The organism is Arthrobacter sp. 10L430 (genome assembly GCF_056395245.1).
On the sequence record NZ_JBFTJD010000025.1, the window covers coordinates 1 to 18,258 of the forward strand.

Below are 18,258 nucleotides of genomic sequence, written 5' to 3' on the forward strand. Positions count from 1 at the left end.
CCAGCAGCGCCAAGAAACACTCGATGCCTGCTACGCCCGCAACCCAAACAGATACCGACACAAGCCCACCGCCCCGGGATCACCACTCACTGCCGGCATCAACAACAAAGAAACCACCCCGCTGTCACAAACAGCTTGATAAATACCGGCCCCGGGCCGGTTGTGGGCAAGAGGGCGGGTCAGGCCATGGCCGTGTGCGCCGCGCTGTGGGAGTCGATGGACTTGGCGTAGCAGTAGGAGTGCTCGACGCCGATGTAGGGGCCGAAGTTGGACACCGGTTCGAACCCGGAGTTCTCGTAGAAGTTCCGGCCGTCCGGCTGGGCCGAGCCGGCTTCGGCCGTGACGCGGGTGATGCCCTGGGCGTGGGCCTCCGCCTCGAGGGCCGCCAGGATGGAGCTGGCCACGCCGGAGCCCCGGGTGTAGGGCAGAACGTAGAGGCGCTTGATTTCGGCGGTGTTCGAATCGAGTAGCCGCAACCCTCCACAGCCCACCGGCTGGCCCGATCCCTTGTCGTACGCCACCAGGAAGACGGCGGTGTCCACCTCCGACGGCTTCGGCCCGGGCTCGTGGTCGGTGCAGCCGAAGCGGGCATCGAGTTCCGCCTGCTGCGCCGCCCGCAGATCCGCACCCACCGGGTTGGACCAGCTGACTTTCCGAATGTTGAGCCTGGGATTGGTCTGCATCTCTGCCTCGATTCGCCGAAGGGTTATGCATATCAAGCCTAGGTGGCCGCCGTTTCCGCCGTGTTTCCCGTGCGTAAGCGTCCAGAGAACAGTGCCGCAACCAGGCCGCCGGCTACCCTGCCGAGCGTCCCATCGGGTCTTCGGCAGTGGGGTCAGCCAGCGCCAGGCCGCCCACGGGGCTGGCATCCCAATGGATCAGGGTCCAGCCGGCGTCGGGATCGCCTTCCAGTGCCACAATGCCGGTGTTCGCGAGCACGTGCCGCGCCGCAAATTCCATGTCGATGTTGTCCGCCCGGAGGCCTGCCCAGACGCGGATGGCGGCCCCGTGGCTGACGATGGCCACGGCACCGGGGTCCGAGGCTCCAGCGGTCACTTTGGCGATCGCGGCATCGTAGCGCTCGAAGAACTCGTGTCCGTTCGGGCCGGCAGGCATCCGCTTGCCGAAGTCGTTGTTGGCCCAGGCGAAGACCGTCGTCATGTACCGCCGGTGAGCCTCGTGGTCCGTGAGCTTTTCAAGGGCACCGGCCTCGATTTCATGGATTCCGTCCAGCACCTTGACGTCCAGCCCGAGTTCGCGGCCCAACGGCGCCGCGGTGATCTGGGTCCGGAGCAGCGTGGAGGCGTAGAGCGCACTGATCGGCTCTTTCACAAGCGCCTTCGGCAGAGCTTCCGCCTGGCGTTCTCCCAGTTCCGTCAGCCCGGGTCCGGGGTGGGCGGTGTCCAGCTGCCCCAGCACGTTCCCGGGCGTCTCTCCGTGGCGGATGAGCAGGAGCCTCATGGTTCGCATTCCTTTTCGTCGTCGTGAAGGTGAGCGGGACACGCTGGAAAAGCGGCCGGAAACGGCAGCGGTGCCGGGCAGCGAGGCCCGGCACCGCCGTCGTACTTTATTTCAGGTGGTCCACCAGCTGGTCCGCGATGCCCGTGTACTTGCCCGGCGTCAGCGCGAGCAGGCGGGCCTCGGCCTCCGCCGACAGCCCCAGGCTCTGGACGAATTCCTGCATCCGGGCGGCGTCCACACGCTGCCCGCGGGTGAGGTCCTTGAGCCGCTCGTACGGGTTTTCCATGCCTTCGACGCCGGCAATCGCCTCGGCGCGCATGACCATCTGGATCGCTTCGCCCAGGACTTCCCAGTTGGTGTCGAGGTCCCCGGCGAGCACGTCCTCTGCCACGTCAAGGCGGTCCAGGCCCTTGGCCACGTTGGAGATCGCCAGCAGTGAGTGGCCGAATGCCACGCCGATGTTGCGCTGGCTGGAGGAATCCGTGAGGTCGCGCTGCCACCGTGAAGTAACCAACGTGGAGCCCAGCACGTCCAGGAGCCCGGAGGAGATCTCCAGGTTGGCCTCGGCGTTTTCAAAGCGGATCGGGTTGACCTTGTGCGGCATCGTGGAGGAGCCGGTGGCGCCCGCCACGGGGATCTGCGCGAAGTAGCCGATCGAGATGTAGCTCCAGATGTCCGTGCACACGTTGTGCAGGATCCGGTTGAAGCGGGCGACGTCGGCGTAGAGCTCGGCCTGCCAGTCGTGGCTTTCGATCTGGGTGGTCAGCGGGTTCCAGGTCAGGCCCAGGCCCTGGACGAACGACTTGGAGACCTGCTGCCAGTCGGCACCGGGAACGGAGGCGACGTGGGCGGCGTAGGTGCCGGTGGCACCGTTGATCTTGCCGAGATACTCGGTCTTGGCGATCCGGTCCAGCTGGCGGGTCAGGCGGTGCGCGATGACCGCGAGTTCCTTGCCCAGCGTGGTGGGCGTGGCCGGCTGGCCGTGGGTGCGGGACAGCATGGGGACGGCGCGGTTGTCCTCGGCCATCTTGCTGATCTGGGCCACGAGTGCCCGCGCGGCCGGCAGCCACACGTCCTCCACAGCACCCTTGACGCCGAGCGCATAGGAGAGGTTGTTGATGTCCTCGGAGGTGCAGCCGAAGTGCACCATGGCGGTCAGGTTCTCGATGCCGATCGCGGGAAGACGGCGGCCGATGTAGTATTCCACGGCCTTGACGTCGTGGACCGTGACGGCCTCGATTTCGGCCAGTTCGGAGACGGAGGCGGCGTCGAATTCGGTGACGATTTTGCGGAGCCGGTCCTGCTGGTCCGCGGTGAGTGAACCAGCGCCGGGAAGGACGTTGTTGCTGGTCAGGTGGATGAGCCACTCCACCTCGACGGCCACGCGGTCGCGGTTGAGGGCGGCCTCGGACAGGTAGTCAACGAGGGGCGCGACGGCGGACTGGTAGCGGCCGTCCAGTGGGCCGAGCGCAATCTGTTCCGGAGACGCGGCGAGGGCCAGGCGTCCGGAGGGCGTACGGGTATCAGCTGTGGCGGCAGTTTCAGGCATGCCCTGATTCTTTCACGAACTTCTGCGCCGGCTAAAGCGCGCGGTTCGTTGTGACTTCTCCCCAACAGGACGAGCCCAAGACGTCTGTCCACATAGCCGACGGCGGGTGTTCCGGAGCGCCGCCACGCTCCGTAGCGTCGGAGGCAGGAGGGAAAACCGGCGGGTGCCGGGTGCGGCAGAAGAAGGAGGAGTAACCGGATGAGTGCCAGCATCAGCGCGGCTGACGCCGCGGCGTGTTCATCACGCAGCTTTGAAGTCCAATTGCTGGCGCGGCGTTTGGAGGCGTGCGCAGGACAGGTTGAGGAGGCGCTTTCACGGCTGTCGCGCCTGCAGCTGTCTGGCTGGCAGTCACCGGCGGGCAGGGCGTTCCGGGAAAGCGCAGGACTGCAGGCCGGAGCCCTGCGCCGGGCCCGAGAGCGGATGGACTCGGCCGCTGCGTCCGTGCGAAGGCACGCCAACAATGTGTCCTTGTCCTCCCCGCGGACTGCGGCTGGCGGGTTCTGATGGTCGAACTTACGCCGTCTGAAAGTAGCGGCCCGCTGCTGCCGGTCGAGCCGGCCTCGGACGGTTTCCTTTCGGTACGCGGCGGTGTGGGCGGAATCGCATTCCAACTCGAGGAACTCTCGGCAGGGGCGACCGAGCTCAACGCCCTTGCCCGGGATCTGGCTGCCGTGGAACTGGATGCTCATAGGGTCTGGACGGCACTGGGCCCGTACCAGAATGATTCGCCGTCCAGCGGGATGGAAGCAGTCACGGGCGTCTGGGAAGGACGGCGTGCCGTCGCGGCCGTGCGCGAGGAACTGCAGGACATCGCCAGCCAGGTTCAGGCGTGCAAGCGCGACTATGAAGCCGCCGAACAGCGAAGCCTGGCCAGCCTCCGCTCCGGCATCGATGCGCTGAGGCTCCTGCCGGCTCAAATAATGGATCTGCATCTCGGCGGCCTGGGCGATCCCCTCCGCGCGGACTTTAGCAGGCTGCTGAACCGGGACAGCATGGAGGAGGTGGCGGGCAACTACGCGGTCCTCCTTGCCCTATTGGGGGTGAATTCTCCGGCCCTCCTCGGAGCCGTCACTGTGGCGGCGGCCACCGGGATGAAGGGATCCGGCGTCCCCGATGTCATCCGCATGCTTGCCGGCGGTGTGATGCCGCAACTCAGGCCGCGCCCTGTCACTGCAACAGCAGCATCCACGTCGGCGATCACCCTTGACGCTTCGCCTGCCGGCCTTCTGGCCAGGGCCGAGACCGTGGATGAGGACGGCCTCGGCAAGATCGAGATCATCAGGACGGAACAGGGCGGTCAGGAGGCTTTCATCGTCATCATTCCCGGCACGCAGCCGGGTGCCGCAGGCGGTTCCAACCCCTTCGACGAGTACGGCATCGCCGAAGGCCTGGGGTATGGCTCTGAACACACGGGGGCCGCGATCCGGGACGCACTGCGGCAGGCCGGCGCGGAGGCTGGTGACCAAGTCGTGGCCGTCGGCTACAGCCAGGGCGGAATTCACGCCATGAATCTCAGTCAAGATAAGGCTTTCCTCGCGGAATATGACCTCAAGTACGTGCTGACGGCAGGATCACCGGTAGGCGGCATCAACCCCGAGCCGGGCATTAGCACGCTGCATCTGGAACATCGTCAGGACTGGGTTCCGGGAGCGGACGGGGTGCCCAGCCCGGACACGCGGGACCGCGTTACGGTGACAGTCCAAAACCGGGTGCTGACGCCTCTGGGGGAGGAGCCCGGTCTGGGACCGGGCCACAGACTGGCCAACTATGAATCCGGCGCCAGGGCCATCTCGGAGAGCGGCGACGCGTCGCTCGTGGCGTCCACCGCCGCGCTTGCGGGCGTCGTGGGCGCTGGCGGAGCGGCAACCGCCACTCGCTTCCAGCTTGTCCGCGCACCGCAAGCGCCGGTAGCCACACGGCGGTACGTGGACCGGCGATTGCCCAAGCAAGCGGACATCCGGCCCGCCGGCGGCCGATGAACCCCTGTCATTCCGGTTTTACCGGCGGCGCGCCCCTGGGATCCTGTCGGCCACCAGGGAAATGATGGTGATGACGATCGCCGCCAGCACGGCCGTCCAGAAGAAGGAGTCAATCGTGAAATGCACCGGCGTGTAGCTGCTGATCCAGGACGTCAGGTACAGCATGGCCGCATTGATCACGATCGTGAACAGCCCGAGCGTGAGGATGGTGATGGGCAGGGACAGGAAGCTGATGACGGGCCGGACGAAGGCGTTGACCACGCCGAAAATCAGCCCGATGAACAGGTAGGCCAGGATGATGCCGATGGCGTTGGTGCCCTGACTGACACCCGTCTTGGCCACGGCCTCGGTGGTGGCCGCAGTGGAGATGTCCAGTCCGGGCAGAATCCAGCTGGCAATCCACAGCGCCAGTCCGTTGATGAGCACCCGCACGATGAAAGATCGCATGCGCCCATGCTGTCACATCGAGCTTGGAACGGGTTCGCGGGCGGAGGCCCTCCGCTTCGGGTCGCAGGACTGGGGTCCGGACGGAGCCCCGGGTGCGGCCGGAGCCGGGGCACAGAAAGGGCGAAGTAGGCTAGTTGGCATGACTTCATCAGAGACCATGGCGGGCGGCGTCAGGCCGAGACCGGTAGTTGACCGGCTGCCCCGCTACGCCGCAGGCAAGCCGCCCGTCGCCGTCGACGGGCTGGCCAGCTACAAACTGTCGTCCAACGAAAACCCGTTGCCGCCCATTCCGGCCGTCGTCGAGGCCATTGCGGCCCAGACCGACTTCAACCGCTACCCGGACCCGCTCAGCACGAAGCTCCGGACCGCGCTCGCCGAATTCCTGGACGTGCCCGCCGAGGACATCGTCACCGGCGCGGGCAGCCTCGGCGCCCTTAACCAGTTGCTGACCACTTTTGCGGGCCAGAACGACGACGGCAAGGCCGACGAAGTCATCTACGCCTGGCGGTCGTTTGAGGCCTATCCCATCTGTGTAGGTCTGGCAGGTGCCGAGAGCGTCCGGATTCCCCTCACGGCGGATGGCAGGCACGACCTCGATGCCATGGCCGCGGCCGTCACGGTGCGCACCAAGGTGATCCTGCTCTGCACACCGAACAACCCCACCGGTCCCATCCTGACGGCTGAGGAAACCGAGCGCTTCATCAACGCCGTTCCCTCAGATGTCCTGGTGGTCATCGACGAGGCTTACCAGGAGTTCGTCCGGGCGGAGAACGCCGTGGACGGCATCCGGATGTACCGGAAATACCCCAACGTCGTGGTGCTCAGGACCTTCTCCAAGGCGCACGGACTCGCGGGCCTGCGCGTCGGCTACAGCCTTTCGCAGCCTGAGCTGACCCAGCACCTGCGGGTCGCTGCCACCCCCTTCGCGGTGTCCCAGATCGCCGAGGAGGCCGCGGTGGTGTCGTTGCAGAATTTCGACCAGGTTGTAGAAAGGGTACAAAGCCTCGTGGATGAGCGGGACCGTGTGACGGCCGGCCTGCGAGCCTTGGGCTGGTTTGTGCCGGAAGCCCAGGGGAACTTCGTGTGGCTGGATCTGGGCGAGAACAGTGCTGAATTCTCCCAGTTGGCGGGGGAGCGGGCGCTTTCCGTGCGCGCTTTCGGCACCGAGGGCGTACGAGTCAGCATCGGCGAGCCCGAGGCAAACACCCGCTTCTTGGAACTCTGTGCAATCTATACAAAACCGCCACGGCGTTCCTAGCGCTTAACAAACGTCCGGGCCTACCTACGCCGGATAAAGTAAGGAACAGTAAGCCAAAAATATATGCCCCATCCGGAATGCATTCCCGATGGGGCATATATCCCAGCGACATTGCAACGCATCCGGATGCGGCAAGCAAGGAGACGGCATGGGCGCCACACATCTGCCCTCCACCGAGTTCGACGGAACAGAGGTGGACGACCAGCTAGAGGCCGAAGCCGAGGCTGCCTTGGGCGAGCCCCGGACCGAAATGGTCCAGCTGCTTGGGCCGGACGGCACACTCGGGACGGACTCCGTGTTCTCCGAGTACGCCGAAAGGCTGGATGCCGAAAAGCTTCGCGGCTTCTATGCCGACATGGCGGCCATCCGGCGCTTTGACCAGGAGGCCACGGCCCTGCAGCGCCAGGGCCAGCTGGCCCTTTGGGTTCCGCTGACGGGGCAGGAGGCCGCGCAGATCGGGTCTGGACGCGCGAGCCAGCCGCAGGACTACATCTTCCCCACGTACCGCGAGCACGGTGTTGCCCTCACGCGGAACGTGGACCTGGCGGAGCTTTTGCGGCAGTTCCGCGGCATCTCCAACGGCGGCTGGAACCCCAAGGACACCAACTTCCACCTGTACACGCTGGTCCTGGCTGCCCAGACGCCGCACGCCGTGGGATACGCCATGGGGATCCAGCGCGACCAGCGGTTGGCAGAGGCGAACGGCCTGGCTGACTCCCAGCCGGCTGAACCTAAGGCCGCCGTCATGGTCTATTTCGGCGACGGTGCCAGTTCCGAGGGCGACGTCCACGAATCCATGGTGTTTGCCTCCTCCTATAAAGCGCCGGTGGTTTTCTTCTGCCAAAACAACCACTGGGCCATCTCAGTGCCAACTGCGGTGCAGACGCGGATCCCGCTGTCCAACCGTGCCAAGGGTTACGGCTTCCCGGGCATCCGCGTGGACGGCAACGACGTCATCGCCGTGCACGCCGTCACCGAATGGGCCCTCGAGCATGCGCGCCAGGGCAACGGCCCGGTGCTGATCGAGGCCTTTACCTACCGCGTCGGCGCCCACACCACAGCGGACGACCCCACCAAGTACCGGGAGTCCTCCGAGGAAGCGCTGTGGCGGGCCAAGGACCCACTGGAGCGGCTCGAGAAATACCTTCGCTCCGAGGACATGGCCGATGACTCCTTCTTCGCGAAGGTCGCTGCTGACGGCGACGAACTCGCCGCCTACATCCGCAAGTCCACGTACGATTCCGAGACCCCGGACATCAGGACTGCCTTCGCCAATACCTACGTGGAGGCCCACCCACTCGTAGCCGAGGAACTGGCCTGGTTCGAGGAATACACCGCCGGATTCGCCAGCGAGGACGCCGCAGAAGGGGCTGGCCACTGATGACCACCATGACCATTGCCAAGGCCATCAACGAGGGCCTGCGCGCCACTCTCAGCAACAACCCCAAGACCCTGCTGATGGGCGAGGACATCGGGCCGCTAGGCGGCGTCTACCGCGTCACCGACGGCCTGATCGGCGAGTTCGGTGCCGACCGCGTGGTGGACACCCCGCTGGCGGAATCCGGCATCATCGGCACCGCGATCGGCCTGGCCCTGCGCGGTTACCTGCCCGTCTGCGAGATCCAGTTCGACGGTTTCGTGTTCCCCGGCTTCAACCAGATCACCACACAGCTCGCCAAGATGCACTCACGCAGCAACGGGAACCTGACAGTCCCTGTCGTCATCCGCATCCCCTACGGCGGCGGCATCGGCTCGATCGAGCACCACTCGGAGTCGCCGGAGGCGCTGTTCGCGCACACCGCCGGAATCCGCATCATCACCCCCTCCAATCCGCATGACGCCTACTGGATGATCCAGCAGGCCGTGGACTGCCAGGACCCTGTGATCGTCTTCGAACCCAAGCGCCGCTATTGGCTCAAGGGTGAGGTGGACACCCAGACGGCAGGCCTCGCCGAGGACCCCTTCAAGGCGCACGTTGTGCGGGAAGGCACCGACGCCACCGTAGTGGTCTACGGTCCGCTGGTTCCCGTGGCTCTCGCGGCGGCCAACGCCGCCGCGGAAGACGGGCGCAGCATCGAAGTCATCGACCTCCGCTCCATTTCGCCGATCGACTTCGACACGATCGAAGCGTCGGTGAAGAAAACCGGACGACTGATCGTGTCCCATGAGGCGCCCACCTTCGGGGGCATCGGCGGAGAAATCGCGGCCCGGATCGGTGAACGCGCCTTCCACTCGCTCGAGGCTCCGGTCATCCGCGTGGGAGGCTTCCACATGCCCTACCCCGTGGCCAAGGTGGAAGAGGACTACCTTCCGGACATCGACCGCATTCTTGAGGCGCTGGACCGGGCTTTCGCCTACTGACGCTGTCACCCGCTGACGCTTTCGCCTACTGACGTTCCGCCTCCGGCCGCCTCCGGGCGCCGGCCGGCAAGCCTGAGCTTTCGAAACCCGAGGACCCCATGACGCTTAACAAGTTCAACCTCCCCGACGTGGGCGAGGGCCTGACCGAGGCCGAGATCGTCTCCTGGAAGGTCAAGCCGGGCGACACTGTGGCCATCAACGATGTCCTCTGCGAGATCGAAACGGCCAAGTCCCTCGTGGAACTGCCGTCGCCTTTCGCCGGCACCGTCACGGAACTGCTGGTGCCGGAAGGTGTGACCATCGACGTCGGAACAGCCATCATCAGCGTTTCCGACGCTGTCTCCGGCGACCCCACCCCCGCCGACGTCCCGGCGCCTGCCCTGCAGGCGGCCGAGCCGGCTCCGCTCATGTACGGAAAACTTCCGGACGACGCCGGGGATGCGGCCGCGGGGGCTGGCTCCGCCGTTTCTGGCGGGCAGGGAGTATCCGACGGCGGTGCAGCGGCCGGCGGCCTGGCCGGCGGTCCGCTGGTTGGCTCCGGTCCGAAGGCCGACGCCGTCAGGCGCCGCCCGCGGAAGGCATCCGTCCCGCAGGCCGGGCCGGTGCTTTCGACAGCTCCGCCGGTCCAGCCTCTCGAGACCCGCGGTTCCGCGATTTCGACCGGCTCAATCACCGGTCATGCTCCTGCGGCTTCGACAGGCCCGACCAGCGGGTCTGACCCCTCGACTTCGACAGGATCCATCACCGGCCCGGACAAGCCCACTTTCGGCGGGACCATCACCGGGCTGATGAACAAGGTCCTTGCCAAGCCTCCGGTGCGCAAGATCGCCCGGGACCTGGGGATCGACCTGGCCGATGTGGTTCCCACCGGCGCCCGGGGCGAGGTGACCCGTGAGGACCTGGTCAGCTACCAGGCCCAGCGGGACGCGGAACTGGACCAGGCCGACACCTTCTGGGGCAAGTCCGGACGGCCCCAGGACCAGCGGATCGAGCGGATCCCGGTCAAGGGCGTCCGCAAGGCTACAGCGAAGGCGATGGTGGAGTCCGCGTTCGCCGCACCGCACGTCAGCATCTTCGTGGACGTCGACGCCAGCCGCACCATGGAGTTCGTCAAGCGACTCAAGGCCTCCCGCGACTTCGAGGGCATCAAGGTGTCCCCGCTGCTGATCCTTTCCAAGGCGGTCATCTGGGCGGCAGCACGCAACCCCAGCGTGAACGCCACCTGGGTGGATAACCCGGACGGCAGCGATTCTGCCGAGATCCAGGTCAAGCACTTCATGAACCTGGGCATCGCGGCGGCCACGCCGCGGGGCCTGATGGTCCCGAACATCAAGAACGCCCAGGACCTTTCCCTCAAGGAGCTGGCGCTGGCGCTGAACGATCTCGCCACCACCGCCCGTGCCGGCAAGACCCAGCCTTCCCAGATGCAGGGCGGCTCGCTCACCATCACCAACATCGGCGCGCTGGGCATCGACACCGGCACGCCCATCATCAACCCGGGCGAAGTGGCCATCGTCGCCTTCGGAACCATCAAGCAGAAGCCCTGGGTCCTGGACGGTGAGGTCATTCCGCGCTGGATCACCACGCTCGGCGGGTCCTTTGACCACCGCGTGGTGGACGGCGACCTGTCCGCCCGCTTCATGGCCGACGTCGCCGCGATCCTTGAAGAGCCTGCGCTGCTGCTTGACTGACAGCGTTCTGGCGGCACCTTAGACTGACGTCACCGGGGGCCACAGGATGACGGAGGGCCGGCCATGCACGAAGAGCGGAACCTCATGAGCATCCGTGCCAGGAACCGTGTGGCATGGTTCCTCTCGGAGGCCTTCCAGCCGCCCGTCACGGTGGGTCTCCTGCTCCTGTTCAGCCCCGCGATCGAACCCGGGTTCCCCGGTACGGTCTGGTTCGGAGCGCTGGCCGTGCTGTTTGTGTGCGTGCTGCCGTTCGCCCTCGTGCTGCTGCTGGTCCGGCTCGGCAAGGTCACGGACCACCACGTCAGTGACCGCAGGCAGCGGGCACCGGTTCTGGCCATGGCTGTGGTGTCGCTGCTGGCCGGGCTGGGACTGCTGACAGCGATTCACGCCCCGCGGAGCGTGATTGTCATGGTTCTGGCGATTGTCAGCGGCGTTGTGGTGCTCGCCGTCATCAGCCTGTTCTGGAAAATCAGCGGGCATGCAGGGGCAATAGCCCTGTCAACGGCCATCGCCGTCATCATGCTGGGCGCCCCATGGATTCCGCTGCTGCTGCTGATCCCCGCCGTCGGCTGGTCCCGCGTGGTGCTGCGGGCGCACACCGTTGCCCAGGTTGTTGTGGGTGCGCTGATTGGCGGCGGGGTCACCACAGGATTGTGGTGGTTGCTGAGGGAACTGCTGGTCCGCGCCGGCTGAGGTCGCGGCCGCGAACGTAAGAGGACAACAGTAAAGACGACAGCAGCAAAGGCGACTGCGGTAAGCGGGCCTCAGTAGGCCGGGTAGGTGGTCAGCAGCTGCGCCAGGGCGGGATCGGAGGCGAGGCTGGGCAGGTTGACCGCGGCGGCAATCATCACCCCGGCCAGGGCAGCAATGCCGCCGGACACGGCGGTCAGGAACTTCCAGTCATCGCGGATGACACTCTGCAGGGTGTCCGGCAGGCGGAGGTCCGGGGAAATGAGGTTTGGGGCGCTGTCCACGGAGCCGTCGTCCAGCAGCGCAATGACGCGGCCCGCGCTGCGGTCCAGCCGCATGGAGCAGATGTGGTTCCCGTGGCGGGCGAGGAGGATGTCGTGGCCGACGAGGTGGCGTCGCTGAAGCGTAAGCATTTAGTCCCTGGCGGTAGTAGGTGCTGGTTTGTCCGCACCATCGGGGGCACCTTCAATTTTACCGTTTGAACTGGGGCTGACCTCCGGAAATACGGGTGAGACTGCCCACCAGGGCGCGTGACCCGGGTCAAGTCGGGCGGGTTTCGCCGGGTCCCCCGGCGCGGGGTGGGCCGTACTAGAGTGGCACCAACTGCCGCCGGCAAGGCGGGTGCGGATCAAAGGAGATACGGCGTGTTCTCAAGTCCCTTCCCGGATGTGGATGTTCCGGACCAAAGCATCTACGACTACCTCTTCGGCGGTCTTGCGGCCGGGGATCTGGACCGCATCGCATTGGTGGACGGCGTCAGCGGCGCGCAGACAAGCTACGGGCAGCTGCTCGGGCAGATCAATGCAGTTGCGGGCGCTGTGGCCGCGCAGGGGCTTGGTCCGCATGGTGTTGCGGCGATGCTCTGCCCCAACGTTCCGGCCTTCGCGGCAGTCTTCCACGGGCTCCTCCGGGCCGGCGCCACGATCACCACCGTCAATTCGCTCTACACCGCGGACGAACTGACCCTCCAGCTCCAGGACGCCGGCGCTACGTGGCTGTTCACGGTGTCCGCGCTCCTTCCGGGAGCCAAGGAAGCGGCCGGGCGTGCCGGGATTCCCGCCGAGCGGCTCGTGGTGCTCGACGGCGCCGAAGGTCACCTTTCGCTCCGTGACCTGCTCACCGCAGGCGCGCCGGCCCCGGACGTCACGTTTGACCCGGCCACACACGTGGCCGTGCTGCCGTATTCATCGGGGACCACGGGGCGGCCCAAAGGGGTGAGGCTCAGCCACCGGAACCTTGTGGCCAACGTACAGCAGGCCCGGGGACTCCTGGGTGTCACGCCGGACGACAGGCTTCTTGCGCTGCTGCCGTTCTTTCACATCTACGGCCTGACCGTCCTGCTGAATCTTGCCCTGCGGGAACGGGCCAGCCTGGTCACTATCCCGCGGTTCGACCTTGCCGAGTTCCTCCGGATGATCCAGGACCACAGGTGCACCTACCTGTTTATTGCACCGCCCGTGGCGGTGGCCTTGGCCAAGCAACCGCTGGTGGATGAGTACGATCTCAGCTCCGTCCACACCATGCTGTCCGGCGCGGCGCCGCTGGATGGTGAACTGGGCGCCAAACTCGCCCAGCGCCTGCACTGCCGCGTCCTGCAGGGCTACGGCATGACCGAGCTGAGCCCCGTCTCGCATCTGATCCCGCGGGACGCGACGGATGTTCCCGTGAGTTCGGTGGGCTTCACCGTACCCAACATGGAATGCCGGCTCGTGGACCCGGCTACGGGCGAGGACATCGACATTCCGGCCGAGGGCACCAGCGGCCCGGGCCACCTGCTGTGCCGCGGCCCCAATGTCATGCTCGGGTATCTCAACCGCGCCGAGGAGACGGACGCATGCCTGGATGCAGATGGCTACCTGCGCACCGGTGACGTGGCCACCGTCAGGGCCGACGGCGTGGTGACGATCGTGGACAGGCTGAAGGAGCTGATTAAATATAAGGGCTACCAGATTGCCCCGGCAGAGCTTGAGGCGCTGCTGCTGACGCATCCGGGCATCGCCGACGCCGCCGTGATCGGAACAAGCGACGCCGACGGCCAGGAGGTCCCGATGGCCTTCGTCGTCCGTCAGCCGGGGGAGGGCGGGGCATCGCTCGATGAGGCCGCCGTGATGGACTTTGTGGCTGCGGCGGTGGCACCGTTCAAGAAGATCCGGCGGGTGGAGTTCATCGACGCTGTCCCGAAGTCGGCGTCCGGCAAGATTCTGCGCCGCATGCTGAAGGTTTAGCGGGATGCTGAGAACCCTGCCGGACGCAGCAGTTTCCTAGTCGGCGCCGTAGGTGTTGGCGATGTAGACGTCGCAGGAGGCGGTGTGGGCAACGCTGTTGGCCACGCTTCCCAGCACGCGACCCAGGCCGCGCATGCGTCGGTTGCCCACCACAATCATCCGCGCGTCGAAGCGTTCTGCCTCTTTGATGAGGGCTTCGGCCGGCTTGCCGCGCGCTGACGAGTAGGTGACCTTGAGGTCCGTGCCGGCGAGGCTTGCCGCGACGTCCTTGGCCACCTTCTCGGCTTCGCCGGCATCCGAAACGATCCATTTATCGCTGCCGCTGCCATACACCTCGGTCCGGTCCGTGTCGAAGGCCGATACGACGTGCAGCGTCGCCCCCAGCGACACGGCCAGGTCCCTCGCTGTCTCCGCAGCCTTGCGGGCGGTTCCGCTACCGTCCACGCCCACAACAATTATTCCGCTCATAGTCCCGCTCCTCTTCATTTTCCGCGTCCGGGTGCGGGACGCATCATCGCATCCTGCGTCAGCCCGGCCGCGCCCATCCTCAGGCTACAGCGCAGCCGGGACACAGCGCAGGTCAGGTTCCCGCGTGCCTTCCGGCGACCGCATCAATGGCTTCCTGCAGCACCGGCGCGAGCCGCCGCACACCCTCCGCGATGGCGTCGGGCGGCACGGCACTGAATGCCAGGCGCAGCTTGTTTGACGGTTCGTCCGAGTGGCTGAAGGCGGCGCCCGGAATGAACACGACGCCACAGTCGATCGCCTTGCGCAGCAGCGGATAGGTGTCCACGCCGTGCGGCAGCGTGACCCACACGAAGAAGCCGCCCTCGGGACGTGTCCAGGCAAGCCCCTCCGGCATGTACTGCTCCAGCGCTGCCAGCATGGCGTGGCAGCGCTCCGCGTACAGACCCCGGTACGTCCGGATCTGGCCCTTCCAGTCGTAGTCCCGAAGATAGGCCGAGACCAGCATCTGGTTCAGCGTGGGCGGGCACAGCGTCACGGCCTCGGACGCAAGGTAGTAGCGCCGCAGCAGGTGTGCCGGGACGAGTGCCCAGCCGATGCGCAGTCCCGGCGCGAAGATCTTGGAGAACGATCCCATGTAGATGACGTCGTCCGGGTTGGCCGCGCGCAGCGGCTCCAGCGGTTCCCCGTCAAAACGGAGCAGGCCGTACGGGTTGTCCTCCAGAACCAGGATGTTGGCCCGGCGGCAGATATCGACGATCTGTTGGCGCCGCTCCTGCGCCAGGGTGATGCCGGAGGGATTGTTGAAGTTGGGGATCGTGTAGAGGAACTTGATGTTCTTTCCGGCGGTCTGGAGTGCGGCGATCCTGGCCTCGAGAAGCTCCGGTACCAGGCCGTCGTCGTCCATTTCCACCGCCTCAACCTGAACCTGGTACGCCTCGAACGTGTTGAGGGCACCCACGTAGGTGGGTTCCTCCACGAGGACGACGTCTCCCGGGTCGCAGAAGACCTTGGTGGCCACGTCCTGGGCAGACTGGGAGCCGGCGGTGATCACCACGTTCTCAGGTAGGGCGTCCAGGATGCCCTCAGCGGCCATGACTTCGCAGATCTGCGTGCGGAGCTCTTCCGTGCCCTGGCCGCCGCCGTACTGGAGGGCTGTCAGTCCATCTTCGGCGATGATCCTCGCAGCCGTCTTGGCGAGTCTGTCCAGGGGAAGGGACTGCAGGTAGGGGCTGCCGCCCGCGAGGGAGACGAGCCCGGGTCGCATCGAGATGTCGAAAACGTCCCGGACGGCCGACTGCTTGATGTTCGCTGCGCGCTCCGAGAAGAGTTCATCGTGGCGGTGGGCGGACGTTGCCGCCCGTTCAATCGCATCAATGGCTTCGGCGGGAAGGACGGCTGCGGCGGCGTCAAGTGTTTCGTGGGTCACAGTTCCTAGGATACATCCAAGTGTTGCCAGGAAGGCAACATTTGTTGACTGAAATCTGTCCGGCGCTGGGGGCTTTACCTTCGTCCGCGCAGGGCATGGAATGGAGCCATGACCACACCCCAGTCCGTTCCTGCCCAGACGGCCAAGGCATCTGCCTTCCGAGTACTCCATGCGGAGGGATCGGTGCCCCTGGTGCTGGTGAACGTGTGGGACGCGGCATCGGCACGGCTGGTGGAGGAGGCCGGAGCGCATGCGCTGGCCACCTCAAGCTCGGCCATCTCGTGGAGCCTGGGCTTTCCCGACGGCAACCAGCTGCCCCGTGCCCTGGCCATGGCGGCGCTGGGCAGGATCGCCGCGGCCACGGACCTTCCGGTGACGGCAGACATCGAAACGGGGTACGCAGGCGCGGATGGCGTCTTCGATGATGGCCTGCTGCGACGGACGGTCACGGCGGTGCTGGAGGCGGGGGCCGTGGGCGTGAACATCGAGGATTCCGGCGGGGTACCGCTGACAGATGTGGCCGAGCAGGCCCGCCGGATCGGCATTATCAGGACCATGGCGGAGGAGGCCGGTGTGCGGCTCTTTATCAACGCGCGGACGGACACCTATCTCTCGGGCCGCTTTCGGGAGCGGGCCTTCGAAGAAACCCTGCGTCGGGTCCCGGCGTACCTGGCCGCCGGCGCCGACGGCATCTTCGTTCCCGGCGTGACGGATCTGCACGCCCTGCACGAGCTCTCACGCAGGATCCCGGCACCGCTGAACGCCCTGGCCGGTGTGGGGGCACCCTCCGTCGGGGAACTGCACGACGCCGGGGTGCGGCGGATCAGCATCGGCGGCAACACCGCGAAGGCCGCTTATGCAACGGTGTCCCGGGTGGCCGCTGAAGTCCTGGGCGACGGCAACTGGTCGGAACTGGCCGGAGCCCGCAGCCATGCCGAGATGGACGCACTGTTTGCCCGGGCAAGGGCCCGGGAGTGACGCGCGTGCTAGCGCAGACTCAGGACCTGGGCCAGGCTGACGCCGTTGACGTAGATCTCCGCCCGGATGGCGCCGACCGCTGTCACGGCAGTGTGGGTCAGTTGGGCCTCAATCCGCGGAATGTCACAGACACCGCCGGGCTGTACCGAGCCGGTCAGGTTGACCACCACCGTGGTGCCGTCAAAGTATCCGGAAACGTATTGCAGCGTGGACGCGGCCAGGGAGTTGTACAGGCCTGATGGCGGCGGGGCGCCGCGTCCGGACAGCAGCTGGCTCATGGCGGCCTGAAGCGGCTCCAGGATCGAGGGGTCGGCATCGTGGACAGCCACCAGGCTGTCGTTGCAGCCGAACCGCACGCCCGAACTGCCGCCGTCGTCCAGGGCAACGTAGTACACCGCTGTTCCCGTTACGCTGGCCGCGGGCCCGCCGGCGCCTGGCCGGGCGCCGGTGTTAGCGGTGGTGCCTCCGGTCCCCGTGCCAGCCGAGGCTGACGGTGCGGGAGATTCCGGCGTTCCGGCGCCGGGCTGCGCCTGGACGGCGGGTCCCTCGGCGGGCCCGGCTGCAGCCGACGCTGCAGGCGGCGTGTCGGCCGGCGGTGAACCGCCAGCAGATCCCCGCGACGGGACGGCTGCCGTGCCTGAGCCGACGCTGGACCCTGAGCCGGCCCCCGAACCCGGCTCCGTGCCGGATCCAGTGCCGGATCCCTGGTTCGGGGCCAGCCCCGGAACGGAAATGTCCTCGGGCGCCCTTGGCGGCGGAGCCGGCTGGGGGGCGGGGGCCGCGGGGCCCGGCGCAGCCGCGGGGGTGTGTCCGGCGCCGGCATTTTCGGAAAGTGCCGGCGGAGCCGCGCAGGACCCCAGCCACAACGGAAGCAACAGGCAAAAGGCGGCAGACGCCGTCGTACGCGCCCTTCCGCCCTGTCTGCTCGTCATGACTGCACCGCACTTCCTGCTCCGGTACGTCCGGTAACTCAACGTTACGGCGGCGGAAGTCGGCGGGGAACGGAGTGGCGGTGACAGTTCGGCCGCAGCTCAGTCACGGAATGGTTGCGCCGGTGGACCGTCAACCGGGCTGCCACGCCGGGAGGGAAGCGGAAAGGCAAACGCCCCCGGCAACGGTGACGTTGCCGGGGGCGTTTGCTGAAAGAGCCTGGACTAGGCTGCTGCCTCGGCCTTCTCGGCAGCGGCGAGGGCGCCGAAGATGCCCTTGATCTGCTCAACAACCTCGGCGTCGTCCTTCGGGTGGGTCTCCGCGAAGCGGACCATGGAACCGGGTACGGCCAGCTTGACGTCCTCAAGGATGCGGGCACCGGCGATGCCGGCGGCCTTGCGGGCCTCGTCCTGGGCCCAGACGCCACCGAACTGGCCGAAGGCGGTACCGACGACGGCGGTGGGCTTGCCTGCGAGGGCGCCGGCGCCGAACGGGCGGGACAGCCAGTCAATGGCGTTCTTCAGCGAGGCGGGCATGGTGCCGTTGTGCTCCGGGGTGACCAGAAGCAGGGCGTCGGCGTCATTGGCTGCGGCGCGCAGGGCAGCGGCAGCGTCGGGCACCTGGCCTTCGACGTCGACGTCCTCGTTGTAGAAGGGGAGGTTGCCCAGGGTTTCGTGGATCACGATGTCAAGGTTCTCCGGGGCGTTCAGCTGGATGGCCTCGGCGAGCTTGCGGTTGGTGGAATCGGCGCGGAGGCTGCCGACCAGGGCGAGTACGGTGCTCTTGGACATGTGA

Annotated in this window: 17 protein-coding genes; 8 read left to right on the plus strand and 9 right to left on the minus strand. The window is 66.7% G+C overall.

Annotated elements, in window-relative coordinates; all coding sequences use genetic code 11:
• Positions 1 to 179: 179 nt before the first annotated feature.
• The 3 genes from AC1DDG_RS17640 to purB all read right to left on the minus strand — a co-directional run bounded on the left by AC1DDG_RS17640 (position 180) and on the right by purB (position 3,010).
• On the minus strand, positions 180 to 683 hold the full coding sequence (locus AC1DDG_RS17640; protein WP_230120827.1) for a GNAT family N-acetyltransferase: 504 nt from the start codon (positions 681 to 683) through the stop codon (positions 180 to 182).
• A gap of 112 nt (positions 684 to 795) precedes the next feature.
• Positions 796 to 1,461, minus strand: coding sequence for a histidine phosphatase family protein (locus AC1DDG_RS17645; RefSeq protein ID WP_476877070.1), 666 nt, complete (start codon positions 1,459 to 1,461; stop codon positions 796 to 798).
• Positions 1,462 to 1,567: 106 nt separating this feature from the next.
• A complete protein-coding gene (purB, locus tag AC1DDG_RS17650; RefSeq protein ID WP_476877071.1) occupies positions 1,568 to 3,010 on the minus strand; it encodes an adenylosuccinate lyase in 1,443 nt (480 codons plus the stop codon).
• 503 nt (positions 3,011 to 3,513) lie between these two features.
• Between purB and AC1DDG_RS17655 the strand changes: the two genes are divergently transcribed.
• Entirely contained in the window at positions 3,514 to 4,989 is a 1,476-nt protein-coding gene (locus AC1DDG_RS17655; protein ID WP_476877072.1) for a hypothetical protein, read from the plus strand.
• A gap of 18 nt (positions 4,990 to 5,007) precedes the next feature.
• Here AC1DDG_RS17655 and AC1DDG_RS17660 read toward each other — a convergent pair whose 3' ends face one another.
• Positions 5,008 to 5,436 carry a phage holin family protein gene (locus AC1DDG_RS17660; RefSeq protein ID WP_230120835.1) on the minus strand — a complete coding sequence of 143 codons (429 nt, stop codon included), beginning with the start codon at positions 5,434 to 5,436 and terminating at the stop codon, positions 5,008 to 5,010.
• Positions 5,437 to 5,575: 139 nt separating this feature from the next.
• On the opposite strand from AC1DDG_RS17660, the gene hisC reads away from it, so the two are divergent.
• The 5 genes from hisC (at position 5,576) to AC1DDG_RS17685 (ending at position 11,439) form a co-directional block, all read left to right on the plus strand.
• A complete protein-coding gene (gene hisC, locus AC1DDG_RS17665) occupies positions 5,576 to 6,694 on the plus strand; it encodes a histidinol-phosphate transaminase (protein ID WP_476877073.1) in 1,119 nt (372 codons plus the stop codon).
• 148 nt (positions 6,695 to 6,842) lie between these two features.
• Positions 6,843 to 8,075, plus strand: coding sequence for a thiamine pyrophosphate-dependent dehydrogenase E1 component subunit alpha (locus tag AC1DDG_RS17670; protein WP_230120839.1), 1,233 nt, complete (start codon positions 6,843 to 6,845; stop codon positions 8,073 to 8,075).
• Positions 8,075 to 9,055 carry an alpha-ketoacid dehydrogenase subunit beta gene (locus AC1DDG_RS17675; protein ID WP_230120840.1) on the plus strand — a complete coding sequence of 327 codons (981 nt, stop codon included), beginning with the start codon at positions 8,075 to 8,077 and terminating at the stop codon, positions 9,053 to 9,055. The genes AC1DDG_RS17670 and AC1DDG_RS17675 overlap by 1 nt, the downstream gene beginning before the upstream one ends.
• 98 nt (positions 9,056 to 9,153) lie before the next feature.
• Positions 9,154 to 10,746 carry a dihydrolipoamide acetyltransferase family protein gene (locus AC1DDG_RS17680; RefSeq protein ID WP_476877074.1) on the plus strand — a complete coding sequence of 531 codons (1,593 nt, stop codon included), beginning with the start codon at positions 9,154 to 9,156 and terminating at the stop codon, positions 10,744 to 10,746.
• A gap of 63 nt (positions 10,747 to 10,809) precedes the next feature.
• Positions 10,810 to 11,439, plus strand: a complete 630-nt coding sequence (locus tag AC1DDG_RS17685) for a phosphatase PAP2 family protein (protein ID WP_476877075.1) — start codon at positions 10,810 to 10,812, stop codon at positions 11,437 to 11,439.
• 71 nt (positions 11,440 to 11,510) lie between these two features.
• On the opposite strand, the gene AC1DDG_RS17690 is transcribed toward AC1DDG_RS17685, so the two are convergent.
• The gene (locus AC1DDG_RS17690; protein WP_476877076.1) at positions 11,511 to 11,849 is read right to left on the minus strand and encodes a hypothetical protein; all 339 of its coding nucleotides are present in this window, start codon (positions 11,847 to 11,849) and stop codon (positions 11,511 to 11,513) included.
• A gap of 231 nt (positions 11,850 to 12,080) precedes the next feature.
• Between AC1DDG_RS17690 and AC1DDG_RS17695 the strand changes: the two genes are divergently transcribed.
• The gene (locus AC1DDG_RS17695; RefSeq protein WP_476877077.1) at positions 12,081 to 13,661 is read left to right on the plus strand and encodes an AMP-binding protein; all 1,581 of its coding nucleotides are present in this window, start codon (positions 12,081 to 12,083) and stop codon (positions 13,659 to 13,661) included.
• Positions 13,662 to 13,697: 36 nt separating this feature from the next.
• Here the strand turns inward: AC1DDG_RS17695 and AC1DDG_RS17700 are convergent, their stop codons facing one another.
• Both AC1DDG_RS17700 and AC1DDG_RS17705 read right to left on the minus strand, forming a co-directional pair.
• Complete coding sequence (locus AC1DDG_RS17700; protein WP_230121493.1) at positions 13,698 to 14,129, minus strand: universal stress protein; 432 nt, start codon at positions 14,127 to 14,129, stop codon at positions 13,698 to 13,700.
• A 112-nt stretch (positions 14,130 to 14,241) separates the two neighbouring features.
• Positions 14,242 to 15,555 (minus strand): aminotransferase-like domain-containing protein, encoded by a 1,314-nt coding sequence (locus tag AC1DDG_RS17705; protein WP_476877078.1) that lies wholly within the window; start codon positions 15,553 to 15,555, stop codon positions 14,242 to 14,244.
• A 108-nt stretch (positions 15,556 to 15,663) separates the two neighbouring features.
• Between AC1DDG_RS17705 and AC1DDG_RS17710 the strand changes: the two genes are divergently transcribed.
• Positions 15,664 to 16,533: an isocitrate lyase/PEP mutase family protein gene (locus AC1DDG_RS17710; protein ID WP_476877079.1), complete on the plus strand. Its 870-nt coding sequence runs from the start codon at positions 15,664 to 15,666 to the stop codon at positions 16,531 to 16,533.
• Positions 16,534 to 16,541: 8 nt separating this feature from the next.
• On the opposite strand, the gene AC1DDG_RS17715 is transcribed toward AC1DDG_RS17710, so the two are convergent.
• Together AC1DDG_RS17715 and AC1DDG_RS17720 are read right to left on the minus strand one after the other, a co-directional pair.
• Positions 16,542 to 17,465: a GerMN domain-containing protein gene (locus AC1DDG_RS17715; protein ID WP_476877080.1), complete on the minus strand. Its 924-nt coding sequence runs from the start codon at positions 17,463 to 17,465 to the stop codon at positions 16,542 to 16,544.
• A gap of 222 nt (positions 17,466 to 17,687) precedes the next feature.
• Complete coding sequence (locus AC1DDG_RS17720; RefSeq protein WP_476877081.1) at positions 17,688 to 18,254, minus strand: NAD(P)H-dependent oxidoreductase; 567 nt, start codon at positions 18,252 to 18,254, stop codon at positions 17,688 to 17,690.
• Positions 18,255 to 18,258: the final 4 nt, after the last annotated feature.

Excerpts from the sequence above, each read along its gene's own strand:
- AC1DDG_RS17640 (WP_230120827.1), bottom strand. The coding sequence starts at position 683 with ATGCAGACCAATCCCAGGCTCAACATTCGGAAAGTCAGCTGGTCCAAC.
- AC1DDG_RS17645 (WP_476877070.1), bottom strand. The coding sequence starts at position 1,461 with ATGAGGCTCCTGCTCATCCGCCACGGAGAGACGCCCGGGAACGTGCTG.
- purB (WP_476877071.1), bottom strand. The coding sequence starts at position 3,010 with ATGCCTGAAACTGCCGCCACAGCTGATACCCGTACGCCCTCCGGACGC.
- AC1DDG_RS17655 (WP_476877072.1), top strand. The coding sequence starts at position 3,514 with ATGGTCGAACTTACGCCGTCTGAAAGTAGCGGCCCGCTGCTGCCGGTC.
- AC1DDG_RS17660 (WP_230120835.1), bottom strand. The coding sequence starts at position 5,436 with ATGCGATCTTTCATCGTGCGGGTGCTCATCAACGGACTGGCGCTGTGG.
- hisC (WP_476877073.1), top strand. The coding sequence starts at position 5,576 with ATGACTTCATCAGAGACCATGGCGGGCGGCGTCAGGCCGAGACCGGTA.
- AC1DDG_RS17670 (WP_230120839.1), top strand. The coding sequence starts at position 6,843 with ATGGGCGCCACACATCTGCCCTCCACCGAGTTCGACGGAACAGAGGTG.
- AC1DDG_RS17675 (WP_230120840.1), top strand. The coding sequence starts at position 8,075 with ATGACCACCATGACCATTGCCAAGGCCATCAACGAGGGCCTGCGCGCC.
- AC1DDG_RS17680 (WP_476877074.1), top strand. The coding sequence starts at position 9,154 with ATGACGCTTAACAAGTTCAACCTCCCCGACGTGGGCGAGGGCCTGACC.
- AC1DDG_RS17685 (WP_476877075.1), top strand. The coding sequence starts at position 10,810 with ATGCACGAAGAGCGGAACCTCATGAGCATCCGTGCCAGGAACCGTGTG.
- AC1DDG_RS17690 (WP_476877076.1), bottom strand. The coding sequence starts at position 11,849 with ATGCTTACGCTTCAGCGACGCCACCTCGTCGGCCACGACATCCTCCTC.
- AC1DDG_RS17700 (WP_230121493.1), bottom strand. The coding sequence starts at position 14,129 with ATGAGCGGAATAATTGTTGTGGGCGTGGACGGTAGCGGAACCGCCCGC.
- AC1DDG_RS17710 (WP_476877079.1), top strand. The coding sequence starts at position 15,664 with ATGACCACACCCCAGTCCGTTCCTGCCCAGACGGCCAAGGCATCTGCC.
- AC1DDG_RS17715 (WP_476877080.1), bottom strand. The coding sequence starts at position 17,465 with ATGACGAGCAGACAGGGCGGAAGGGCGCGTACGACGGCGTCTGCCGCC.
- AC1DDG_RS17720 (WP_476877081.1), bottom strand. The coding sequence starts at position 18,254 with ATGTCCAAGAGCACCGTACTCGCCCTGGTCGGCAGCCTCCGCGCCGAT.